We start from the raw sequence: 23284 nt of genomic DNA, 5'->3' as shown, positions 1-23284 counted from the left end.
CTCAATTGTCGTGTCCGACTCCACCGGACTTCTGCAACTCTCAGCCCCAAGGGGCCGGTGTCAACGGACACCGGGCCGGGTAAAGAGCAACGGTGGGCGGCCCTGGTAGTCGCCAAAGATCAGCACGGTGGACGCCAGTTCCTGATCGCCATCGCCATCCCAATCCCAGCTGAGCCAGGTCGGAGCATTTAACTGAGCACCCATTAGACCGGAAACCGGCGTCGTAGATGTTGCGGTAAGCCTACCCACACCCGACATCAGGGTGAGGCCGGTGCCATTTGGCCCGGTGAAGCTGACTGTCGCGGCGATGCTGGGACAGTTCGCGCTAGTGGCTAGGGTGCAGGCATGCACCGAGGCGTCAAAGTCCAAACCGGCAAAGACACTGGTATCCAAGCCATTGTCGGTACTTTGCAGTTCGAAAACCGGCTCGCCAGCAACATATCGGTCTAAAGCTTCTAATCTCACTTCAATGTAGGCCATACTGGTGCTGGCATCGACCTGCGCCGGCAAGGCGGCGCGGACAAGTTGTAAGTCCCTGGGTGTCAGCGACACGGCGGTAGCCAAGCAGGTCCCTAGGGCGTTGAGCTTAACGCACACGGAATCCGCATCGGTCAAGGCCGCGGCGGCAAGTTGCAGATCGGTTAAATTCAGAAGGGTATCACCGGGTGAGACCCCTACAGGGTTGCGCTGCCAGGTCAGATCCGGCACCGCGCCCATCAAACGAATGATGCCATCAAAATCGCCACCCCCCGTCACCGTCCAGGCCAGAGTGCTCTCCAGATCACCACCGGTTGCAGCGGCACCGACTGGCTTGAGTAGACTGTTGCTTTGGCTGCTGGTGTTGAGCCCGTTACCGCTATAATTTCGCAGCGGCGTCGTACCATCCGAGGCATAGGCGATTAGGTCATAACTGAGATCCGTCAGGCTGCCCGCTTGACCCTGGTAAATAGACGCGTCACTGCCCCAGGTGGCCGGGTCCACCTGGGTCGCCGTCAAAAAGGCCGGGATGAAACGCCCCGCAGGGGTGTTAGGGCTTTGCACTGGGACGCCTGAACCTAAATAGTCATCGATCTGCGCCACCAAATTCAGCTCACCCACCTCGTAGTAAGACAGCCCATTCGCGGCGCTAAAGGTGATCGATTCGTTAAAGCTGTCCGCATCGATACCGGTATCCAGGCCGAGCCATTGGCTGGCCGATGAGCGGTTCACGGCATCACCGACCAGGGTGCCGAGCACGCCGCCGATCGGTGCGGCCAAGCTGGACAGGCCCCAGTTCATATCATAGAGGCCACTGACGCGGCCGAAGCTTGGTACCACACTGTTATTGGCATCCAGGGCATGCATCGTCACCTGAAAGGGGTCGCCGGCGACCGCAGTGCCACTGATGTCGACCTCCGCGATGACCAGGGACGCCGGTCGAGTCCGCAGGCTGACCGACCCCTCGATAAGCCGGCCGCTCGGGGAACCATCGACGTTGAGTAATGGCAGGCTGACATCCAGCCGCTGCAGACCGACATCCGGGGCCGTGAGCTCAAACCCGGCGGTGACATTGGTACCAAAAAGCAACGCGGCCATGCTCCAAAGATTACCACCGTCCGGATTTTGCGGATTGGCCAGATTGAGTGACTCAGCCGGTGCCTGCCAGAGAACTTGCTGACCAGCCAGACAAGTGTTTGGGTTGGTGCATTCGGTACTCAGGGTTGCAGTGACCGGCCCACTGTCAAACAACTGTGTCTTACATTCCCCTGAGATTTCATCGGTATAGATGGCGCGCAGGTCGAATTCGCTCGGCTGCCCGGCAACGAGGTCCAAGATCGCACTGCTGCTGCCCGACCCTCGGTTGAAGAAGCGTAGCCCGGTATCGGCAAAAGCAACCTCACAGTTGGGCTGTACTATCCCGGCGACATAGCATTGCACCGGTTCTACGGACAACGGATTAAGGTCTGGTGTTGAGCTGGCTACCCCCAGCGTCACGATACCAGGGCTGGTCTGTTGGAACGCAAAGCTGTCCCGGCTACTGTAGTTGGTTTTGGTATTGGAACCGGCCCAACCGGTGACGGGACTGAATTCGGTGGTGATGACCGCACCACTGACTTCGGTGCTGCAGGCCACATCGAGACAGGCGCGACTTTCGATGTTGAGCGCTTCGCAGGTTAAGCCCTGGCTAAAATCGCGGTCCAATTCGTAATGGTCGATGGTCTCGGCCGCTTCAATCACATTGGCACAAACTTCGACATTATCGATCTCGTGAGCATTTTTCGCACCGCCGGTTGAGCCGGTTAGGGTTAGGTACATTTTTTCTGGAATAGGGGCTTGGCCCGTTTGGGCCAGCAAATCGAACTGGCTGACAAGGGTCGCGAATCCAGCGCCGGTATCCCGCTCGACCGTTACATAGGCATTGGTACCATTTTCATGATCCACACTCACCCGATAGCGATGTCCGCTCGCGGTCGAGATTGGGGGTGATAAGCTCGACGGTAAGGTGAGAACGGTCGGAATTTGACCATTGGAGGTTATGTAGTTGTAACCGCTGGTTCCGGTCCCGGACCCGCGTATGCTAATGGTCTCTCTGACTAGGGTGGTAAAACCACCATTTTTCGCGCCGTCATTGCGGTTGAGAAAATTACCGTATTCATCCAAGCCAATACCCATCCAGCCCCCGGCGAAACCTTCTATTGAATTCTTGGGCGCGTAACCTAGGGAGCCGCCGTAACCGCCTGGCAGTGGTACGACCGTCGAATCTGAAAAAACCATCGCAAGCCCATCCCCACCGCCAGTCAGATCACCATAAACATAATAATCGAATTCAACGACAATCTTATTACCTGCGCTGGGGAATAAACGAAACAGGGTCGCAGCCGTTGATTGATTGTTTAAATCTTGCGTAATGTTGAGACGGTTATTGATAATGCTCGGCAGTCTGGAGTTAGTGTCGCTTGATGTCACAGCCCAGTCATTGCCCAAGCCGGTGCGGTTAAAGTCATCGGTAAAGCAGGTGCTTGGCGGTGGCGCGGCGGCCGGTACTAGGCAAACATCATCTATATGCCAATAATCATAGTCACCGCTATTGCCTGCTATTTTATTGAAGCGCAGGGCAAAGTTGTTGTGCAGTTGGGCGCCTGTCAAAGAAATGGTCGGTGTGAAAATATCACCATACGGGGGGCCTGCACTAAAGGTTTGTAAACTTTGCCAGGTGCCAGTACTGGTGCGATATTCCAGCTGCAGGTCTTCACCGTTATCAGGATCTTCACTGAATGAATCGCTGCCTTCTCGAATCCACATGTCCAAATTAACATCTGAATAGGGCGATAGATCATAAGATTCGGTCGTTACCTGAACGCTCTGGCTTCTTAAATACAGACTGTTAGTGGGTGAGTTCGCCGTGTCATTGTTGATACCTGAATTACCACTGCCTGTCTCAGCCCAACCGACTGGATAACCCGATTCGAAATTCTCACAATAGCCGGCTGAGATATCGGTCGGTGGTGAGGCACAATAGGCTGCGAAATTCCCACTGCTAGCACTGCAAAAACCGACTACGTTAGAGCCGGAACCAAAAGAAAGTGAATTGTTAGCCGTTAGGTTTCCGGTAATGTTGGCATTTTGATCAATTTGGATGCCACCACCTGCAGTGATAGTGCCTACCCATTCTAGATTGTCGTCAAATTGTATATCGCCGTTTGCAATTAAATTTGCAACCACCCTAATATCATCCCGGTTTGCATCAACGTCACCGGTCACTGAAATTGTCAGGTCAAAGGGTTGACCGTCATTAATGACCACATTCCTTCTGATTTCTAAATCACCGTTGATATTTAATGTTAGATTGCTGGTGATTATTAAAACGTCGTTGTTATTGAGCCGAACACCAGCGCAGGTTACCGTAAGAGTGCTGTTCGAATAACTACACGAACCCAAGGCATCGACCCCCGTATCGGCTGGCAAGGTATAGGTTGTTGCGCTACTGAAGGCAGGCAACAATAAAGATAGCAAGAGCAAGTATCTATTGAGTTTTTTCATAGGCTCTAATTAATTGTTAAATTTATTAAAAGTATCGGCAATGCGTTTGTAATATAAAATAAACACCATTTTCGAGTGCATGGCCAGTTCATGAAGCGCAGGCCGCCGTGCTCTTTTATGCTATCGGAGACGTGCAAAAAATTGTTCAGAGCTCTATGGTGGCCTCAGACTCAGCCCAGACATAGTCGGCATCGTCAGGGCTGCCCCATTCCGCGGTCGCGTTCAAGGTCATGATGCTCACGATTTGGGAGGGTGGACCAACATAGTTATTCTGCACACAGCTCAGTTTGATAACGAAATTCGGATAAGCGTCAATGACCAGAACAACATCGTTGCTTGGATCATAGGTGTTACAATTATCAGCTTGTACCAACGATTGCACACCATATTCCAAAGCCGCTTCGACACTGAGTTGGGCGCGAATCTGCAATAAATTTTGTGTGGTCTGTTGGCTGTTGCGGACGCTGAGTATGGATAACAGGACCACACCGGCACCGATGATGACCACCAAAAAAATTGCCGCAATCAGGGCGACGCCTCGCTCCGCTGTTCTGTTCATGAGCCATTACTTAATAGGATAGTATCGATCAACTGTATGGTGCCACTGGCGTCCCCAATCTCTAGGCTGACGCGCAAGGCCGGAGGCAGATAGGTCCCGCCACCAACAAGCTCGAAATTGCACGCAACCAGACTGTCGATCACCCGGGCTCGATTCCCAAGAGCGGTGCGCGTGACAAAATTCAGTGCGGGGTCCAGGACATCATATGCCTTGACGCGATAGAGCTGCTGGACTGCCGTGTTGCAGTCGTATGCGATGGGACCATTGGTGAAATAGGCCCTTTTGTAGGGTGAGCCGGCGCCGAATTTTTGGCTTGCCGGCAATGTAATACGGGTTTCTGGCGGGGAAATGGGGACTCCAGCGTCCAGTACAGGTTCCATCACAGCAATAGAAGCCAAGGTGCCGGTAGTGCCAGCCCCTAGAAGATTGCCCCAGTCGATGCGCATGTCTGTAGCATTAAGGGTGCCGATACTGACGTAGGGTGGCCGCTCAGAGAAGTCACCAAAGATATCGAAAATATCGTCGTTATTGGGCTGTAACCGATCGCTAATGCTTGTGTTCGTTTTGTCCCGATAACGCGCGGCAAAAAGCTCATCATCCGGTGATGCACCCAAAAACTCGACCTGCTCACCACTGGCATCAACAAAAACCGAATTTGGGACACTGTTGGCCAGGTCCTGACGTAACGTAAACAGGGCATATTCGGCCTGCTGTACCCAGTGGGCGCGTCGGGTCGACTGATGCACCGCGCTGAATTTATTGGCAATCAAGGGCGTCACTACGGTGGCCAGTATACCCATCAAGACGATCACAATAATCAACTCGGTCAGGGTAAAGCCCTGTACTCTAGGTGCTCGCATCTAACACCCCGCAGCCCAATAACTGGTGCGATAGCCACTTAAGGTGGTGGTTTGATTGCGCGCATCGGTCACGGTTACTGTGATCAGTGCGATCTTAGCTGGGCAGGTAGGGTCTGTGCTATTAGCCATATTATGCAAGGCTAGCCCAGGCGCGATACTGACCGTTATGGCAACCCGATAGCCGGCGAGCGTAGCGATTGCGCTTCCGACGAGATCTTTGATGCTGTCGTCATAGCCTTGGTATTCATAGAGGTTGTCCCAGGTTAATCGATTGGCCGAACCGATCGAACTTTGGTCGCTGATACTGGTTACAACAGCCGCCAAGGTTAGCGCCGGGTTCAGACGAGGGTCGGCACCGGGATCAAAGAACGGCTTGCTGCTGACCTCGTGCAGATATTGGCTGGCCAAACGCTGGGCTTGGCTTTGGATCATCGGGTCGACATTGCGCTGGCTCTGCAAACCCAGCCCTTGCAGCAGGGCCACGGCGGCAATGGAAATAATCACCATGGCAATAATCAGCTCAACCAGCGTGACACCCTCTTGCCGGCCATTCGCAGCCCGGTAACCTGAACCGGAATAGCAGCCCCAAGGTCGGTCCACAAAAGACTCATCGCGCAGATCGGCGCGACTATTGGAGCGCGACATAGGCGGTGTCTCCATCTAGGCTTATGCTGCCAGTTGGGCTCAGCGTTATGGTTGTGCCATTTGTTACCGGCACCGTTGGCATGGCCGTGCAGCCGGCCGTTGTGGGCGGGCTGGTATTGTTAAAGAGTTGGCCCGTTGCCGTGAAGATCAACCGTTGCGTGCCGCTGGCAACCGACGGCGCGGAACCGGTGAGAAGAGTGCCAGCGCCATCGCTGACCGCCACCGAAAGATCCAAGGTTTCCGATTCAGCAATGCAGGCGGATTCCACATCCGTTGTGGTGCAATTGACATCGCGCAAGGCGCGCCAACCGGTTGTCGTCAGCCGAATTTCATGGCTGCATTGGGCGGTAACAGTACGATTGCGGACCCAGCTAAGGGCACTGTCGAATTCAGAACGTTGAAAGGAATCGGTGAAGGCGTCTGCGGAGAAAAAGCGCGGTAAAACAATAGTCGAGACGATACCCAGTAGCAGTATTACGATAACGAGCTCGACTAGGGTGAAACCGGCTTTAGTTTTCATTTAGATCAAAAGAGGTGCGTGACACCTCTCCTTCCGGTTGACTATTAACAGGTCAAAACTGGAGCAGCAGTTATATCCAGTGTTCCAATGTTTGAAAATGTTGGTGCTGCGTTAGTCCCGGCTTGGGTGTAAGTGAAACATGGGCTGTCAGCCACACCTTGATCGACGGTTATCAACACGCTGGTAGCAGCAACCTTGCTAGCTGCGGAACTAGCTGTATTGAAGGCCCCTGTTGTGTCATAAATTAATATGTAATCACTCAGATTTGCCGCTTCCGAAATGCCAAACCCATTGGCAGCGTCTACACCGGTAGCTCCCAAAATGCCGCCCGCATCCGGATAACCATTCACTGTCGCAAAATTCGCTCCTTCCATTATTATATTACCCGTCGCGGCTGTCGCACCATTAGCCAAAGCCGAGGCATGCACAATCGCCGAGGTCGACTTAGCCGATGCATAGGCCCCTTCCATCGCTGCTATCTCCGCGTTGCCACTCAAATCCGCAAAGCGAGGCAAGGCAAAGGCCGAGAGGATCCCGAGTATGACGATCACCATGATCAATTCTATGAGGGTAAAACCAACTTGCTTGTTCGTGTTCACATTCACATTCACATTCACATTCATGGTTACTTCCTGTCGGGACATTGAGGTTATAAATAAGCTTAGATGCTATTCAGTATTTGTAAAACTTAACTCTTAAAAGTCCATCAGCTTATTTTTCGGCGTTAAGCTCGACCTCGGATTTGCCTATCTTGTCGTGCCGATTAGATCCAACTCTTAGACTCAGAGGTCATAGCTCAGAACTTACGACTCAGGGATTGCAGGCCGGAACGGCACCTGGGCTGTAGGTGCCCACACCGATTGAAAAGAGGGGGTCGCCGCCGCTAATCTGAGGGGGCTGATAGGCGATACACTGGCTGTCGATGTAAAAGATCATCACCGCGGTCTGAGCTTGCAGGGCGCTGCGCAGCTGCGCGGTGTCGCTGTAAGTGATGCCTATTTCGGTATCCACTTCCATCAATGTTAATAGGCCACCAAAGGTTCCCGGGCCGCTCGCCGAGACATCATTGGCTCGGCCCGCTGGGTAGTCGTTGACCATCAGTATTTCGTGATTGTTGATGAGAATATTGCCCGCGGCGGTAACGCTGTCGGAGCGGGCGAAGGCATTGCCAATACGCGCGGCGGACTTCATCGAGCTGAGCGCGCTCCTAAGTACCGCTTCTTTGGCTTTGATATCTAAATTCAAAAATCTAGGCAAGGCGATGGCTGATAGTATTGAAATAATCACAATCACTATTACCAACTCAATCAGGGTAAAACCTTTTTTTACGGTCATCTGAGCACTGTCCTATAAGGTTGTTGTACTGTCATGCCTTCAGTATAGCGGTTGAATGGTTAGGGGAGGCTTTTGCCAAAAAGGGTGGTGGAATTTTAAAAATATTTTAGCGGTTGAATTGTTCGCTGGGTGAGAAAGATACTGTCGACGTGCACCGACTTGGTCGTTCGGGTGCGCCAAGGGGTGTCGGGGATGAGGGCTTTGTGGGAATAAAAAATGCTCAGGATGCACTGGCCTAAGCGGTGCAAGGGGCCCAACGACCGGCCTGGGACGGCCGGTCGTTGGATCTTTTTAGGCTTGATTTTTAGCGCGAAAGGCGGCAATTAAACTGGCGGTTGAGCTGTCCAGGCCGTCGGTCTTACCGGTCTCGATGGCGCTAAAGACCGACTCGCCGAGGATCTTGCCCAGTTCAACACCCCATTGATCGAAGCTGTTGATATCCCAAATAACGCCCTGAACAAAAATCTTATGCTCATAGAGGGCAATCAGGGCACCGATCACTTCGGGCGTACCCAGGTCGAAGGTGATGCTGTTGCACGGCCGGTTGCCCGGTATCACCTTGTGCGGTGCTAACCAAGCGGCCCGTTCGGCGTCCATGCCTTTGGCCAGCAACTCGGCCAGGACCTCAGCTTCGGTCTTGCCTTCGAGCATGGCCTGCTGTTGACCCAGATAATTGGCAAATAACCACTCATGGTGGTCGGCCAGCTTGTTGTGCGAGGTCATCGGCATAATATAGTCGGCCGGAATCAGGCGCGTGCCCTGATGGATCAACTGGTGATAGGCATGCTGTCCGTTGGTGCCGGTACCGCCCCAGATCACCGATCCGGTTTGGTAGGTCACCGGCTCGCCTTCCCGAGTAACGCATTTGCCATTGGACTCCATGTCGACCTGCTGCAGGTGATTGGGCAAATCTTGCAGATATTCATCGTAGCTTAAGACCGCATGGGACTCGGCACCGAAGAAGTTTTGATACCAAACGCCGAGCATGCCCAAGATCACTGGCAGGTTTTGTGCCATGGGTGCGGTGCGGAAATGCTCGTCCATATCGTGCGCGCCCTGGAGCAGGGCTTCGAAGGTCTGCGCGCCGAGCACGATCATTTGCGCCAGGCCAATGGCGGACCAGAGCGAATACCGCCCACCCACCCAGTCCCACATCGGGAACATATTGGCTTCTTCGATGCCAAAGGCGGTGGCCGCCGGGACATTGGTCGAGACCGCGACAAAATGGTGCTTAACCTGGTCGGCACGGCCGCCCTGAGCCAAAAACCAGGCGCGCGCAGCCTGGGCGTTTTTCAAGGTTTCCAGCGTGCTGAACGATTTGGAGGCAACGATAAAGAGGGTGGTCTCGACGTCGAGGCCCTTGATGGTCTCGGCGAAGTCGGTGCCATCGACATTGGCGATGTATGCCAACTGGTAGCCGTCATTCCAATAGGGTTTGAGCGCGTCGGAGACGACCTTAGGGCCGAGAAACGAACCGCCGATGCCAATGTTAACAATGGTACGCAGCTTCTTGCCGGTAAAGCCGGCGAACTCGCCGCTGTGAACCCGGGCGGTAAAGTCTTTCATCTTGGCCAGCGAGGCGTTGACGGCGTCGGTAATGTTTTCGCCTTCGACGCGGATTTCCCGATTGCTGCGGTTGCGCAATGCAATGTGCAGGGCCGGACGGTTTTCGGTCTTATTGATGACCTGGCCGTTAAACATCTCACCTATGGCCTTGGGCAGCTGCATGGCGTCTGCTAAATTAAGTAGCTTTTCGACCGTTTCGCCGGTGATGCGGTTTTTCGAGTAATCGAGAGAAATGCCGGCGGCGCTGCTATTGAATTTATCATAGCGCTCAGCGTCGGCCCGGAACAGGTCGCGCATGTGGGTGTTGGCAATGGTTTTCTGGTGTTCGGCCAAGGCCAACCAGGCGGGCAACTGAGTCGGATTTTGAGACATGATTAAGGTTCCTGAGGCGATAAATTTTTTCAATCGGTAATTTAATTACAAAACGATGGGGAAGGCCACCCATTAATCGAGTGTTTTTGACATTGATCAGACAAAAAGGGGGCAAAATCTAGATTAGGGGCAACCTATCAGGTTATAGGAAGGTCTATAGGCCAGGGTGGATGACCCGGCCTACATCGGTACGGCTAGGGAGCGCTTGCACCGTTTGTCCGCCGCGCCGGCAGGTTAGTCGGCCATCTGTACCGGGATGGCATTGGCTGTGTGGCTGACGCTGTTGTCCGACTTCATATAGACCATAGTCGGTTGATAGTCGTCCAGCTCGCTGCTGTTATAGGCGGCGTATGCGCAAATAATCACTTGATCACCGACACTGACCTTAAGCGCCGCGGCACCGTTGACCGAAATAATGCCCTCGTGATCCTCGGCGCGTATCGCATAGGTGGTAAAGCGTTCGCCATTGCTCACGTTATAAATTTGAATCTGCTCGTATTCCAATATCCCGCCCAGATCCAGCAGGTCTCCGCTGATCGCGCAGGAGCCTTCGTAATCGGTTACCGCATGGGTGACGCGCGCCTGATGGAGCTTGGCCTTTAACATGATTCGATCCATACCTACGTCCTCTCGTGCCATGAGCGTCTTGACCGCTGTTGGGCGGCTGTTGACCTCTGATACTCGCCATAATGTCGTCTAAGTAAGGTGGACGTCTGTCCAACCTCCTGCGTGGGTCAAGCCATTGTGTGGTCGGCCCTTGTCGATCTAAAGCTCAAACGTGATGTTGTCGATCAGTCGTGCCTTACCAAGATAGGCTGCGGCCAGAATAACCACTTGGGTGTCCTGGGTCTGAGCGGGTTCCAGATCAAGTTGCCGACTGATGTTAAAATAATCCGGTGTGAAGCCCGCCGCGTGCAGGGACTCCTTGGCCAGGCGAGTTAAGCGTTCATAGTTGCGCTGGCCCGATTTTATTTCTTTTGCGGTAGCTTGCAAGATTTTATACAGAGTTGGCGCCATTTCCCGCTCAGCCGCCGTCAGATAGTTATTGCGCGAGCTATGGGCCAGGCCATCTTCTGCGCGACCGGTATCGACGCCGACTATCTTGATCGGCAAAAACAGGTTGTCGACCATAGTTCGGATAACCGTCAATTGCTGATAGTCCTTCAGGCCGAACACTGCGACATCGGGCTGCACCTGGTTGAACAGCTTCAGCACCACCGTGGCGACGCCGACAAAGTGATCCGGTCGGCTCGAGCCGCAATGCAGCGTAGTAATCTTACTCACCTCAACCCGGGTCAAGTCCGGCTCCGGGTACATGATCGCGTTATTGGGCAAGTAAAGCAGGCCACAGCCGTCGGCGATCAAATGCTTTTGGTCGGCTTCTAGAGTTCTGGGATAGCCCGACAGGTCTTCGTTTTCGCCGAACTGGGTCGGGTTGATAAAGATCGAGGCGACGACAAAGTCAGCCTGTTGACGGGCTGTCTGTATGAGGGTCAGATGGCCTTCGTGTAGGTTACCCATGGTCGGCACAAAGGCAATTGTCTTACCCAGAGCTCTAATGTCCCGCAACGCTGTGCGCAAATCGATTAAATTGTTTACCACTTGCATAGTAATTACTCGAAACAGTGCTCAGGAGCGGGAAACTGACCGGACTTTACGTCGGCTATATAGGCCGCTACCGCGCTTTCCCAGCCAGTGTTTTGGGCCATATAGTTTTTCACAAACTTGGCCATACGCTGTTGGGTGAGACCCAACATGTCATAGCTGACCAATACCTGGCCATCGGTACCATTACCCGCCCCGATGCCGATAACGGGGACCGACACCGTTTGAGTCAGGGCCTTTGCCAAACTGGCTGGCACGCATTCCAGTAGAATAAAGTCGGCCCCCGCCGCCTCTAGGGCCAGGGCTTCGTTAATCATCAATTGGGCCGAGGCCTCGTCGCGGCCCTGAACCTTGTAGCCGCCGAACTTATTGACCGATTGGGGTGTTAAACCCAGATGTAGACAGGTCGGAATGCCGGCCCGGCTCATGGCCGTGACCGCATCGGCCAGCCAAGCCCCGCCCTCCAGCTTGACCATCTGCGCACCGGCTTGCATTAAACGACCGGCACTGTCCAAAGCCTGCGCCACAGTGCCATAGCTATTAAATGGCATGTCGGCCACGATCAGGGCGCCCTGGTTGCCGCGGGCGACGGCGGCGGTATGGTAGACCATCTCATCGAGCGTCACCGGCAGGGTTGAACTTCTGCCTTGGCAGACCATGCCAAGAGAATCGCCCACCAGCAATGTTTCGATGCCGTGCGCCGAAAAAAGGTGCGCGAAGGTGGCGTCATAGGCCGTTAGCATGGTGAATTTTTCACCGTCACTGACCAGCTGTCGAATCGTCGATACGGTGTGTGCTTTAGACATGATGGCAGCGCCTTTGGTTAATAAGCCGAGAATGGTTGCGATTGTGCCGGAATATGTCAAGTATCGGTAGGGCTCTTTTGCCGCTTAGCCCAACTGGGATCAAACTTGTTGAATATTTTGTCCGTCAACGGCATCACGCCAGGCTTGCAGAGCCATGTCGTGGAGTAAAAAATCGGCGTTCAGATCCAGTAAGGGTTGCAGCACGAAGGCACGCAAATGAGCGCGGGGGTGGGGTAGGGTGAGGCGAGACGTGGCCAATTCGACCTGTTCATACCAGATGATATCGAGATCGAGCGTTCTCGGTCCCCAACGGATGGTGCGCTCTCGGCCGGCCTCGCTTTCAATGGCCTGCAGGGCGGTCAATAGGTGCTCGGGACTGAGATCGGTCTGCAGACTGCAGACGGCATTGAGGTAATCGGGTTGGTCGGGCGGTCCGCCGACGGCACTGGTTTTATACCACGGCGATAGACTGAGTTCTTGGCTATCCGGCAACGCGGCGAGGCGGTCTATCGCCTGGTGCAGTTGTGTTGCGGGCACGCCCAGATTGCTGCCGAGCCCGATATAAACCTGCTTCACGAATCCGATTGAGCGGCACGCGTGGGTCGGCGACGGCGTCGCTTGGGTGCCGACTTGGTACCCAGATTGGCCAGCATCGTTTCGCGCTGTGCGGGGTTGGTGGCTTGGAATTCTGTCCACCAGTTGCCCAGACCATCGAGTTGTTCGCCGGCCTGTTCGCGTAACAGTAGAAAATCGTAGGCGGCTCTGAAACGCGGGTGAGTCACCAGCTGTTCAGCTCGATGGGCGCTCCGCTTGGGCAATCTCAGCTGCAATTCCCAAATCTCTTTCATCGGGATAGAGAATCGTTTCGGGATGGCGATGGTCTTAACCTGGCGATCGAGAACTTGACCCATGGCTTTTTGCCAAGCGGGTATCTCAGGCGTGCCCATTTCAAGGTTGTAGAGCGCCTGATCCTTCACCGCGGGCCATAATAGCGCCGCATAGATAAAGGCCGGGGTCACCGGTCGGCCAGCATTGACACGCAAATCGGTGCTAATCAGGGCGCTGTTGATAAACTTCTGATAGTGATCGTCAGCGTCGCGGTTCAAAATTTGGTAGGTCAACGGCAACAGCGGTTCCACGATGCCGTATTGTTGCAGCAGTTCCCAGGTTTGTACGCCATATCCGGCCATAAGCAGCTTGAGCAACTCATCGAACAACCGCGCCGGTGCGATATGGGTCAATAGCGACGCCATTTCACGGATCGGTTTCTCGGTATTCCGTTCGATACTAAAGCCCAATTTGGCGGCAAAGCGGATGGCCCGCAGCATGCGCACCGGGTCTTCCCGGTAGCGAGTTTCAGCGTCGCCGATAATGCGAATAATTTTGTTGTTCAGATCTTCCATGCCCTGTGGGTAGGCGAGCACAGAAAAGTTAGTCGCGGTGTAGTACATGGCATTGATGGTGAAGTCGCGCCGTTTGGCGTCGTCTTCTAGGGAGCCGTAAACATTGTCGCGCAGCAACATGCCTTCAGCCGATTGCTTTTGATCGGAACCGGATGCTTCTGCCTTACCGCGAAAGGTGGTGACTTCAATAATCTCGCGACCGTAGGTCACATGGACGATGCGGAAGCGTCGGCCGATAATGCGTGAATTACTGAATATCTTACGGATATCTTCAGGCGTGGCATTGGTGGCAACGTCAAAATCCTTCGGCGCATAGCCGAGTTGCAGATCGCGGACACAGCCACCCACCAGGAATGCTTCATGACCAGCGCCATGCAGACGATGCAAGACCTTCAGTGCATTATGACTGATGCCTTTGCGAGATACCTGATGTTGATCCCGAGGAACGGTGACCAGGTTTAAATTTTGAACAGGCTGGTTAAACCAGCGTTTTATCCACTTAACGACCATGAGATGAGAGTTCTGCTCTGTAGCGACAGTTAAAAGTGTGCGCAGTGTATAGAAAATTGAGGATATTCGCTACCGAGAACTTAGGTAGGAGGGCTGGAAGACGAGCCAGCCGGCGATGGACGCCGACCGCAACAGCACTTTCCGCAGGGTTTTATGAGCTTATTATTCTTGTTGGTATTATTGTTTTTATTATATTACTCAGGTGTTAGCCACCCCTTATTTTTGTTTTTAGTCGGGGTCGCTGTGTTGGGTTGCCCTATTATTATTTTTATTAATGGGCGTACCTGCTTTGCGCAATCATTATTGCATTCGTCATGCCAGAAGTAATAAATCCTTTAAAATCAATAGCTTGTATTTTTAAGGTCGAATAGTGATCAATTCGAATAACAGGAAGTGTTACCTAAGGTTGCAAGAATGTAACCGCCTTTCATAAGGTTGTTACCGGTGAATTATCTTTCTTAGATTAACGGCCTGGCCATTCCGGGTAAGTTAAGCCTGCTCCGAAGGGGTCACCAAGCGCTGACGCTCCTGTTCGATGTATTGGTAAAAAGCACTCTCTTGTAATCCTTGAGCCGCAGCTTTATCGATAACCAATGTGGCCTTGGCATGCATCTGGAGGATGGATGCTGGACAATGCGCCGAGACGGGGCCTTCGATGGTGTGCCTCAACGCCTCAGCCTTGTCTTGACCGGTGGCGATTAATAAGATCTGTTTGGCGTCCATAATAGTACCGATGCCCATGGTCAGCGCCAGATGGGGTTGGAATTCGTCCGGTTGGAAAAAACGTCGGTTGGCCGCCACCGTATCTTCGGTCAGGGTTTTTACCCTAGTGCGGCTGACCAAGCTGGAGCTGGGCTCATTGAAGCCAATATGGCCGTTACGGCCGATGCCCAAGAGCTGCAAATCCACGCCCCCTTGGTCTCGGATCAGCGCCTCATAAGCGGAGCAGGCCTTCTGAGGGTCTGAGCTTAGCCCATCTAAAACGTGGGTCGCAGCGAGGCGAATATCGACTTGATCAAACAGATGGGTGTTCATGAAATGGCGATAACTTTGGGAGTGAGTCGTCGCTAAGCCCAAATATTCGTCTAAATTAAAGGTGGTCACCTCGGCCATGCTCACCTGACCCGCTTGCACGGCCTGTACCAGCCGCTTATACAGTTGCACTGGAGACGAGCCGGTAGCCAAACCTAGGACGCTGCTAGGCTTTTGCTGCAATTGGCTAATAAGTTGCTGGGCGCCGAATGCTGCAACGGCGGCGGGGTCGGGCAAAATCACTATGCGCATACGAGGGTTCTCATCCTATTGTCACTTAGGTTATTAGGTCACTAAAAAGCAATTGCTTGGCCGGAGCGCCAGACCTTATCGATGCCCCAAGCATCATTGATCAGGCAAATATCGGCCCGGCGGCCGGGTTGAAACGAGCCGTACTGGTGGTCCAGTTGCATGTATTCGGCTGGAATGCGGCTGGCCATCGCTAGGGCTTGGTGCAGCGGTAAGTTTAGTGTGTCTAGGCAGTATTTGACCGCATCGAGCAGGCTGATGGCGCTGCCGGCGAGTCGGCCTTGAGCATTGATCAGCCGACCCTCGCGCAGTTGGATGGTTTCACCATAGAGTTCAAATTGGGTCAGCGGGCTGCCGACGGTGGCCATGGCGTCGCTAACCAAAAAAATCCGCTCAAAGCCCTTGCTGTTCAAAGCTGTCTGGATCGAGGTGGGGTGTACATGAATACCGTCGGCGATCAGACCGGCCCAGGTCTCAGTCAAGGTGAGTGCGGCGCCGACCACGCCCGGTTCACGCCCGGTGAGCTGACTCATGGCGTTGTACAGATGCGTAAAGCCGGACAGACCTTGCTCATGGGCGGCCACAACCTGCTCTGAGCTGGCGTTGCTATGACCGGCGCAGATGCGAACGCCGAGCGCAGCGATGCGGGCGATGGCCTCGGCCGACACCCGTTCCGGGGCCAGGGTGAGGATGCTGGGCAGCCCGGCCAAGCGCTCGAGCCAGAGCCAGTCACTGCTGACCAATGCACGGATCTTATCGGCGCGATGTACGCCCGACTTTTCGCCACTGAAGAACGGCCCCTCTATATGGATGCCTAGAACACCGCTGTCTTGTTTCACGCAGCGTTGTGCCGCGCTAATGGCCTGATCGGTGACCTCAACGGAGTCACTGATCACCGTCGGCAGGATCCGAGTTACACCGAACGGCACCTGCGACTGGGCCATGGTCAGCATGGTCTGCTCAGTCGGTACATTATTCAGCAGCACACCGCCGCCGCCATTGATTTGCAAATCGATAAAGCCCGGTGCGAGCAGGCCGCCAGCCAGGCGAATGGTTCGATAACCGGTCGGAATCCGATCGGCAGGGATAAGCCCAACGATGCGGTCATCGGCAAATAGCAGCGCAGAGTCTATCTGGATCCTGAAACCATCAAAGATGCGCGCACCGGTCAAGGCGGTTGGACCCGTCATATTAGGGTTGCTCCGTGGTGTTTAGTTCAGCAACAAAGTTATAGAGGTCGCCTCGATACCAAGATCGAGTGAATTCAACGGGTTTATCTGTGCCGTCAAAGCCTTGCCGCTCGATATAGAGCACCGCATCCTGTGTGTTGATCTTTAAAGCCTGGCCGACTGCTGGTTCGGCATTGATTGCCGTCATGGTTTGCACGGCCCGGATTGGGCGCGCGTCGAGAGCCTCAAGCGCATGGTAGAGCGAGTCACCGACCGCCAGGGCATTGGGCACTAGGTTGCCGGGAACCGTGGCGATTTCATAGGCCATCGGGGTTGCACTGGCATATCGGACACGAGTAAAACGGCTCACCAGGTCACCGGGCGACAAATTTAAGGCTTGAGCTTCTTTGACCGAAGCCTGCACCGTGACGCGTGCCACCCAGGATGAAGAGGGTGCTAGCCCGCGCGCTACCATGTCGTCGGTAAAGCTGTTCAGAACCGCTATATTCTTGCGGATCAACACCTGAGCACGTCGGGTTACGACGGTGCCGGCACCCTGGCGTTGACTCAGCAGGCCCTCTGCGACTAGGCACTCAATCGCTTTGCGGACCGTGACACGAGACACGCCCAGGGCTTCGGCCAAATCGCGTTGGGGCAGAATAAAGTCTCCGTCGAGCAACAGGCCTTCATCAATGGCCTGAGTCAGGGACCGCGCGAGCTGGGTGTAAAGTGATCCGGAACGGCTCACATCTGGTCGCAAAAAATCGATCAGCGCTGGATCTAAACGTATTTTAGCGCTCACCGTCTGAGCCTGGTTTGGGCATAGTACAGCGCACCGGAGAGCGCATCGCCGAGCGCTGGGACCTGTCGTATCTGGATGTCACGGGGTAGTTTCGGGGCGATTGTTTCGGCCAAGCCACCCATCAAACACAGACCTCTGCCGTGGGCGGGTAGTGCCTGAATTTGCCGGCTGAGCAGTTGGATCTGTTCGGCCATCAGTGCCTCCGCCAGATTGTCGTGGGCGGCCACGGCTTTCAGCACCAATGGTGCAAAGCTGCCGTAGTCACCGGAGCTGGCTATTTGCGACCAGCCAATCAATTCATCGGTGCCCGCAGGGAAGATCTTCCAGATGCTATCGGTCAAGAGGCTGCGGGCGATAATGCCATCGCGTTGATCAAGCGCCGCTCGCACCGCCTGTTGACCCAGCCAGGCGCCGCTGCCGAGGTCATTAAGCGGAAAGCCCCAACCGCCGACGCGTCGCCATTGGCCCTGGTCTAGGGCGATCCCGATGGCCCCGGTACCGACGATGAAGATGGCCCCGTCCTGCCCGGCATGGGCCCCTAGGCAGGCGATTTGGGCGTCCGAGAGCAAGCTGATATCGGCAAAGGAGTCGCTTGCCCGATCTAAGAAGTCATCGACAGCCACGGGCGCTTCGGCGCCCGCCAAGCCCGCCACCAGCACGCTGGACTGGGCGCATGTGGCGGGCAAATTGGCATTGGCAAAGGCTTCAGTGACCGCCTGATGGACCGAGCGCCAAGCCAATTCAACGTCTTGGAAAATATTTGCGCTGCCGGCCTGGGCCTCGCCCACAATGTTTCCATGGCGGTCGGTAATGCGGGCTCGGCAGCTTGTGCCGCCGCCATCGATGCCAATTAAATAGGTGTCAGGGCTACTCATGCCGGGTGTCTAGTGCCTTAGGTTTGGTCAACCAGATTACGGCCTTTCTCGCGCATAAACAATACCAATTCAATACCAATTCAATGCGATGCCTATATCGCGAATCTTATGAAACACTATTCAGAGTCAGTCACCGGCGGATCCAGCAAGGCAACAGATCGGTAACGGCAGGAAAGTATTAGCGGCGAGGTCAAAAGGGGAGGGGCAAAGGGGGAAGCTGATAGGCCAACCTGAAATCATCAGGTTGGCCTATCGGCGTGGCCGATCTAGGCCGGGTAAATGGTTACTGCTTAACGTTCTGCGACGTTGCTGGCGGCCTTTTTAGGCCGCGGTATGCCTTGGCGTTGTCGTCGCTCCCACAGACACTTTCGGCTAATGCCGAGTTTTTGCGCCAGTTCGGTCTCGGACATGCCTTCCTGATGTTCGACCACAAAATGTTGAAAGTAGTCCTCCAACGACAGATCTTCGCTATCTTCGGGCAACGCGACTTCGGCTGCGGGAGTCGGGCCGGGTTGATCGTCGGAATTTACCAGGGTATTGGGTACTTCCCAATCTTCCTGGGCCAGGCCCAAATCGTTACCGCTGATATCGATGCCATCGGCCAAAATCAGGGCCCGTTGGATGGCGTTTTCCAATTCCCGAACGTTGCCGGGCCAATCGTAGCGGACGACCAGCTCACGGGCGCTTTGCGACAGTTTCGGCACAGAGTCGATCTTCAGTCGTCGACAATGTTTTTGAATTAGGTGTTCGGCAATTTCGAGCACATCGGCGATCCGATCGCGCAGCGGTGGCAGGGCGATCTCAATGACCTGCAAGCGGTAATAGAGATCCTCTCGGAAGTTGCCTTCCTTGACCAGCTTCTTGAGATTACGGTGGGTGGCCGCGATTAGGCGGATATCGACCTTGCGCGCATTTACCGAGCCGACTCGGCGCACCTCGCCCTCTTGCAGTACCCTTAACAACCGAGCTTGGGCTTCCAAGGGCAGTTCGCCGATCTCATCGAGAAATAGCGTACCGCCCTCGGCAGCTTCGACCAAGCCCAGGCGAGCGGCCGTGGCACCGGTAAAGGAGCCCTTTTCGTGGCCGAACAGTTCAGACTCAATGAGGCTTTCCGGGATCGCCGCGCAGTTTACGCAGACCAGAGGCTGGTCCTTGCGGGGGCTGAATTGATGAATGGCACGGGCTGCCAGCTCTTTGCCGGTACCGGACTCACCCTGTATGAGCACGGTGATGTCGGCCGGCGCGACGCGCAGCATGCGGCGATACAAAACCTGCATGGGCTGACAACTGCCGACCAGATCGCCCAAGGCGGCTCGATCACCGGCTTCGCTCAGATAGACCGGTTGGTCTTCAAACCGGCCCAGAACCGTTGCAGTATCGGTGCCCTTGCTCTTTTGAGCGTCGTCGATAATGCGCCGAACGGTACGGATCATGTCTTCGTGGTCAAAGGGTTTGGCTATATAGTCAACAGCGCCCATTTTCATGGCGTCAACGGCCGAGCGCATGCTGGCATAGCTGGTCATGATAAGCACTGGTACGGACTTGGCCGCGCTGATGAGGTCGGTGCCCGGGGCGCCGGGTAATCTGAGATCAGAAATAATAAGATCAAAGCGAGAGAGATCATTCTCGCTGGCTTCGCTGACGGATTCTGCTTCGGTGACCTTGTAATTGTTGCGCTCGAGCAGTCGTTTTAGGGCCGCGCGAATAACACTTTCGTCTTCAACAATTAAAATCTCGCCCATCTGTTCCGCTCCGCTCAATTCGCTAAGGTCGGCACTTTCTGCTCGGATTTGCCGAACTGTGTCCGATTAATGCCCGCTTACTCTATATTAGTGTTACCCGAAGTAACATTCAGGTGTAAGGGTAACCGAATAGTGAAACGAGTGCCAATATCTTCCACCAGGAAAGCCGGCGACTCCACACCGATATGACCGTAGTGCTCTTCGATAATGGTATAGGACAGAAATAGCCCTAAACCGGTGCCCTTGCCAACCTCCTTGGTGGTGAAGAAGGGGTCGAAAATGTGATCCATAATATCCGCCGAAATGCCGGTGCCCCGGTCTGTGACGGTGACATTTAGGGTTTCTCGCTTATCTTCGGTGCGCGCCGATACGATGACCTTTTCGCGGGTTGGGCTGGCGTCGCGGGCATTACCGAGCAGGTTGATGAAGACCTGAGACAAGCGTTGCGGTTCACACATCAGCTCCAAGCTGGGGTCGATGTCGTTGACGAAGATGATCTGCTTGTCATCGCGTGATAACGACAGCAGGTCGATGGCGTCTTGGACGATGGCCGCTAACGAATGAGGATAATGGTCGGCCTTGCCCTTTTGGTCCCCGGCATGGGAAAAATTGACCAGCGAACGCACGATCTTGGTTACTCGATCGGCCTCATGACGAATTTGCTGGGCAATCTGTTCGACCTCGGCACTCGATTCAGCGTATTTCAAGTCTTGGGCTAGGCAGTCGATACCGGTGATGGGGTTGCCAATCTCATGGGCGACCCCGGCGGCGAGCTGACCGATTGAGGCCAAACGCTCCGAATGAACCAACTCCGCCTCGAGCATCTTGTACTCGGTTTCATCCTCGAGCAGTACAATAATACCCTCATTTAAATCACTGCTGGCTCGACCAAACTGGGTGCGGTGCAGGCTATACCAACGCTTCCGGGCCAGATCGGCGGGATCGTCCTGTTCGATGGTGATCTTTTCTTCGCTGCCCTTGATGAAACTGCCGATCAGGTCATACCATTTGCCCGGCAGAAGATCGATTTTAGCGCCAATCGCGCGTTCCTCACTGATGCCGGTCAAGTGCACCATCCATTCGTTCCAGAGCAGTATTTCGCCATCGACGGTAAGTGAGCAAACGCCAATGGGCAGGCGATACAGGGTGTCGCGGTGATGTCGTCGGAGCCGGTCCAATTCCGCCGACATGCCGGTCAATTGGTAGTGGTAGTTGTCGAGATTCTGTTCTAAATAGTGAATGTCGTCGCTGCGAGTACTGGCGACTAGGTCGTAGGGCAGGTAGCGACTGACCATCGCCTGTGCCACCGAGGGGCCCATCATACCTGACAGGTTGGCCTCCAAGGTGTCGCGCAGACGCCGTAAGGCATAGGGGCGATACTCGCTCAGATCGAACTTGAGCTGCGCCAGGGCGCGCCGGACCTCGCGTTCGGCCATGACTTGGCCCAGTGGTTTGATCAATGAATCGATAAACTCGCGCGCATTCTTGGCGCGCAGCGGAAAGCGCTGGCGTCGGTCAACGGAGCTGATCACACAGATTTCTGCCGAGTTTTTCTCCTCCGGTGAGGTCTTGGTGAGCAGCGAGACGAAGAAGAAGGTCAGCGCATTGAGACCGAACGAAATATATACCACCTCAGACCAATGGTTATTGTCTAAAGCGAATTGCAGTGGCATGCGCCCCTGCACTAACAGGCTGTCGATCAGCACCGGGCTCAACTGCATGACCAGCCAAGACCCCAGGCCCATGCCCACGCCGGCCATAAAGCCTTTACGGTTCGCTTTGCTCCAAAACAGCAAGCCGATCAGGCCAGGGGCCATTTGCAACAAACCGGTGTAGGCGGTAATCAATAAGGTCGACTGGTTTTGCACCTGGTTTAAAAAGAGGTAAAAGCCATAAATTGAACAGAACACCAAGCCGATTAATAGCCGTCGGGTCCAGATCAGCCATCGGTAGATATCGACATTGACGCTCGGACTATAGAAGGGCAGCACCAGATGGTTCAGCAACATGCTCGACAGCGCCAGAGCAGCAATGATGGTCACGCCCGATGCCGCAGACAAGCCGCCCAAGTAGGTTAACCAGACCAGAAACGCTGAATCAAGGCTCATACCGATGCTGAGCGTAAAGTACTCTGGGCTGAGGTTGGAGCCGGTGCGGATGCCGGCCCACATGATTGGTAGAACCGGTAGCGCCATTAAGAGCAGATAGATCGGTGCGGCCCAGGTAATTAAACGCAATCGATTCGGTTGCGAGTTTTCTCGAAACAGTATTTGAAATAGATGGGGTAAGACTAGCGGTGCCGTGACAAACAACAGCAACAACGAAAACCACTGCGTCATCTTTAAGTCAGGATTGATCGAATTAAAGGTCAAGGGGGTCATTTTCACCCACTCCTGCATTGAGTTCAAACCTCCGCCGATTTGGTATACCGCCAAGCCGCCTAAGAGCAGGAAAATAGCCAGTTTAAACAGCGCCTCTAGGGCGAGCGCAAAAATCAGCCCGGGGTGCTTTTCGCTCGGACGAATGCTGCGCGTGCCAAATAGGATCGTCATGTAGAGCAGGATTACACTAATCAGACCGGCGATTAAACGGGTATGGGCGCGTGGGTCGAGAATGATAATAACATCAGTAATGGCTTGGATTTGCAGTGCCAACAACGGCAGAACGGCCAGAAAAACTCCAGCCGCGGTCAATAAGCCTACCCAGCGAGAGCGGTAGCGAAAGGCGAACAGATCGGCCAAAGACGAGAGTTGATAGTTTTTGGCAAGGTTAAACAGGGGTCTAATGACGATCGCCGAAAACAACAGCAGAATGGATAGGCCAACATAGAAAGCCATATAGCCGTGTTGCAACTCATAGGCCATGCCCACGCTGCCATAGAATGCCCACGAGCTGCAACTGACGCCAAAGGCCAGCACGTAAACGAGCGGATGTTTGATCAATCGTTCGGCAATCTTGCCTTTTTCGGCAAAGTACACGACCAAGAACAGTGCGCTCAAATAGAGCAAGGCTGCGAGCACCAGGTAGCCCCAATGAAAGGTCATGAGCGCCGTCCACGCGAGCGTTCAACTAAGGCATTTACCAAGATGCCCAGAAACCACAGCAAGAAGGGTAGATACCAGAAGGTGCGGGCATCGAACCAGGTTAGGGTGTAGGGCAGAAGAAGGTAAAGCGGGAGAATCATGAGTTTAATAAACATACTCGGGGCTCAATA

General features: G+C 54.4%; 20 protein-coding genes. All 20 read right to left on the bottom strand.

Annotated elements, in window-relative coordinates; all coding sequences use genetic code 11:
- Positions 1-60: 60 nt before the first annotated feature.
- Entirely contained in the window at positions 61-3783 is a 3723-nt protein-coding gene (locus REIFOR_RS13005; protein ID WP_145980297.1) for a DUF6701 domain-containing protein, read from the bottom strand.
- Between the two features lie 382 nt (positions 3784-4165).
- Entirely contained in the window at positions 4166-4579 is a 414-nt protein-coding gene (locus tag REIFOR_RS13000) for a hypothetical protein (RefSeq protein ID WP_100257971.1), read from the bottom strand.
- Positions 4576-5439, bottom strand: coding sequence for a type II secretion system protein (locus tag REIFOR_RS12995; protein WP_100257970.1), 864 nt, complete (start codon positions 5437-5439; stop codon positions 4576-4578). The genes REIFOR_RS13000 and REIFOR_RS12995 overlap by 4 nt, the downstream gene beginning before the upstream one ends.
- Entirely contained in the window at positions 5440-6084 is a 645-nt protein-coding gene (locus REIFOR_RS12990; RefSeq protein ID WP_158524382.1) for a type IV pilus modification PilV family protein, read from the bottom strand.
- The gene (locus REIFOR_RS12985; protein WP_100257968.1) at positions 6068-6604 is read right to left on the bottom strand and encodes a type II secretion system protein; all 537 of its coding nucleotides are present in this window, start codon (positions 6602-6604) and stop codon (positions 6068-6070) included. Before REIFOR_RS12985 ends, REIFOR_RS12990 begins: the two co-directional genes overlap by 17 nt.
- Positions 6605-6648: 44 nt before the next feature.
- The gene (locus tag REIFOR_RS17100) at positions 6649-7227 is read right to left on the bottom strand and encodes a prepilin-type N-terminal cleavage/methylation domain-containing protein (protein ID WP_100257967.1); all 579 of its coding nucleotides are present in this window, start codon (positions 7225-7227) and stop codon (positions 6649-6651) included.
- A 187-nt stretch (positions 7228-7414) separates the two neighbouring features.
- Entirely contained in the window at positions 7415-7939 is a 525-nt protein-coding gene (locus REIFOR_RS17140) for a prepilin-type N-terminal cleavage/methylation domain-containing protein (RefSeq protein ID WP_100257966.1), read from the bottom strand.
- Positions 7940-8230: 291 nt separating this feature from the next.
- Positions 8231-9877: a glucose-6-phosphate isomerase gene (pgi, locus tag REIFOR_RS12970; protein WP_100257965.1), complete on the bottom strand. Its 1647-nt coding sequence runs from the start codon at positions 9875-9877 to the stop codon at positions 8231-8233.
- Positions 9878-10111: 234 nt separating this feature from the next.
- Positions 10112-10495, bottom strand: coding sequence for an aspartate 1-decarboxylase (gene panD, locus REIFOR_RS12965; protein WP_100257964.1), 384 nt, complete (start codon positions 10493-10495; stop codon positions 10112-10114).
- A gap of 147 nt (positions 10496-10642) precedes the next feature.
- Positions 10643-11485: a pantoate--beta-alanine ligase gene (gene panC, locus REIFOR_RS12960; protein WP_100257963.1), complete on the bottom strand. Its 843-nt coding sequence runs from the start codon at positions 11483-11485 to the stop codon at positions 10643-10645.
- Positions 11486-11490: 5 nt separating this feature from the next.
- On the bottom strand, positions 11491-12288 hold the full coding sequence (gene panB, locus REIFOR_RS12955) for a 3-methyl-2-oxobutanoate hydroxymethyltransferase (protein ID WP_100257962.1): 798 nt from the start codon (positions 12286-12288) through the stop codon (positions 11491-11493).
- Between the two features lie 99 nt (positions 12289-12387).
- Positions 12388-12864, bottom strand: a complete 477-nt coding sequence (folK, locus tag REIFOR_RS12950) for a 2-amino-4-hydroxy-6-hydroxymethyldihydropteridine diphosphokinase (RefSeq protein ID WP_100257961.1) — start codon at positions 12862-12864, stop codon at positions 12388-12390.
- Positions 12861-14201: a polynucleotide adenylyltransferase PcnB gene (pcnB, locus tag REIFOR_RS12945; protein ID WP_193437302.1), complete on the bottom strand. Its 1341-nt coding sequence runs from the start codon at positions 14199-14201 to the stop codon at positions 12861-12863. Before pcnB ends, folK begins: the two co-directional genes overlap by 4 nt.
- Positions 14202-14690: 489 nt before the next feature.
- Positions 14691-15485 (bottom strand): glucosamine-6-phosphate deaminase, encoded by a 795-nt coding sequence (gene nagB, locus REIFOR_RS12940; protein WP_100257960.1) that lies wholly within the window; start codon positions 15483-15485, stop codon positions 14691-14693.
- Positions 15486-15526: 41 nt separating this feature from the next.
- Entirely contained in the window at positions 15527-16672 is a 1146-nt protein-coding gene (gene nagA, locus REIFOR_RS12935) for an N-acetylglucosamine-6-phosphate deacetylase (protein WP_100257959.1), read from the bottom strand.
- Position 16673: 1 nt separating this feature from the next.
- On the bottom strand, positions 16674-17453 hold the full coding sequence (locus tag REIFOR_RS12930; RefSeq protein ID WP_227003686.1) for a GntR family transcriptional regulator: 780 nt from the start codon (positions 17451-17453) through the stop codon (positions 16674-16676).
- Positions 17450-18328: a glucosamine kinase nucleotide-binding domain-containing protein gene (locus tag REIFOR_RS12925; RefSeq protein WP_100257958.1), complete on the bottom strand. Its 879-nt coding sequence runs from the start codon at positions 18326-18328 to the stop codon at positions 17450-17452. The genes REIFOR_RS12930 and REIFOR_RS12925 overlap by 4 nt, the downstream gene beginning before the upstream one ends.
- A gap of 290 nt (positions 18329-18618) precedes the next feature.
- Complete coding sequence (locus tag REIFOR_RS12920) at positions 18619-20070, bottom strand: sigma-54-dependent transcriptional regulator (RefSeq protein WP_100257957.1); 1452 nt, start codon at positions 20068-20070, stop codon at positions 18619-18621.
- A gap of 77 nt (positions 20071-20147) precedes the next feature.
- A complete protein-coding gene (locus REIFOR_RS12915) occupies positions 20148-23114 on the bottom strand; it encodes an ATP-binding protein (RefSeq protein WP_100257956.1) in 2967 nt (988 codons plus the stop codon).
- Positions 23111-23269 carry a hypothetical protein gene (locus tag REIFOR_RS16865; protein WP_158524381.1) on the bottom strand — a complete coding sequence of 53 codons (159 nt, stop codon included), beginning with the start codon at positions 23267-23269 and terminating at the stop codon, positions 23111-23113. The genes REIFOR_RS12915 and REIFOR_RS16865 overlap by 4 nt, the downstream gene beginning before the upstream one ends.
- Positions 23270-23284 lie beyond the last annotated feature (15 nt).

The sequence above is a fragment of the Reinekea forsetii genome (assembly GCF_002795845.1).
Lineage (GTDB): Bacteria > Pseudomonadota > Gammaproteobacteria > Pseudomonadales > Natronospirillaceae > Reinekea > Reinekea forsetii.
Note: the sequence above shows the minus strand (reverse complement) of the source record. Positions and strands in the feature narration are given on the sequence as shown.

What these genes read in the sequence shown, in the direction of transcription:
- REIFOR_RS13000 (WP_100257971.1), bottom strand. Translation starts at nt 4,579, where the DNA reads ATGAACAGAACAGCGGAGCGAGGCGTCGCCCTGATTGCGGCAATTTTT.
- REIFOR_RS12995 (WP_100257970.1), bottom strand. Translation starts at nt 5,439, where the DNA reads ATGCGAGCACCTAGAGTACAGGGCTTTACCCTGACCGAGTTGATTATT.
- REIFOR_RS12990 (WP_158524382.1), bottom strand. Translation starts at nt 6,084, where the DNA reads ATGTCGCGCTCCAATAGTCGCGCCGATCTGCGCGATGAGTCTTTTGTG.
- REIFOR_RS12985 (WP_100257968.1), bottom strand. Translation starts at nt 6,604, where the DNA reads ATGAAAACTAAAGCCGGTTTCACCCTAGTCGAGCTCGTTATCGTAATA.
- REIFOR_RS17100 (WP_100257967.1), bottom strand. Translation starts at nt 7,227, where the DNA reads ATGAATGTGAATGTGAATGTGAATGTGAACACGAACAAGCAAGTTGGT.
- REIFOR_RS17140 (WP_100257966.1), bottom strand. Translation starts at nt 7,939, where the DNA reads ATGACCGTAAAAAAAGGTTTTACCCTGATTGAGTTGGTAATAGTGATT.
- pgi (WP_100257965.1), bottom strand. Translation starts at nt 9,877, where the DNA reads ATGTCTCAAAATCCGACTCAGTTGCCCGCCTGGTTGGCCTTGGCCGAA.
- panD (WP_100257964.1), bottom strand. Translation starts at nt 10,495, where the DNA reads ATGGATCGAATCATGTTAAAGGCCAAGCTCCATCAGGCGCGCGTCACC.
- panC (WP_100257963.1), bottom strand. Translation starts at nt 11,485, where the DNA reads ATGCAAGTGGTAAACAATTTAATCGATTTGCGCACAGCGTTGCGGGAC.
- panB (WP_100257962.1), bottom strand. Translation starts at nt 12,288, where the DNA reads ATGTCTAAAGCACACACCGTATCGACGATTCGACAGCTGGTCAGTGAC.
- pcnB (WP_193437302.1), bottom strand. Translation starts at nt 14,201, where the DNA reads ATGGTCGTTAAGTGGATAAAACGCTGGTTTAACCAGCCTGTTCAAAAT.
- nagB (WP_100257960.1), bottom strand. Translation starts at nt 15,485, where the DNA reads ATGCGCATAGTGATTTTGCCCGACCCCGCCGCCGTTGCAGCATTCGGC.
- nagA (WP_100257959.1), bottom strand. Translation starts at nt 16,672, where the DNA reads ATGACGGGTCCAACCGCCTTGACCGGTGCGCGCATCTTTGATGGTTTC.
- REIFOR_RS12925 (WP_100257958.1), bottom strand. Translation starts at nt 18,328, where the DNA reads ATGAGTAGCCCTGACACCTATTTAATTGGCATCGATGGCGGCGGCACA.
- REIFOR_RS12920 (WP_100257957.1), bottom strand. Translation starts at nt 20,070, where the DNA reads ATGGGCGAGATTTTAATTGTTGAAGACGAAAGTGTTATTCGCGCGGCC.
- REIFOR_RS12915 (WP_100257956.1), bottom strand. Translation starts at nt 23,114, where the DNA reads ATGACCTTTCATTGGGGCTACCTGGTGCTCGCAGCCTTGCTCTATTTG.
- REIFOR_RS16865 (WP_158524381.1), bottom strand. Translation starts at nt 23,269, where the DNA reads ATGTTTATTAAACTCATGATTCTCCCGCTTTACCTTCTTCTGCCCTAC.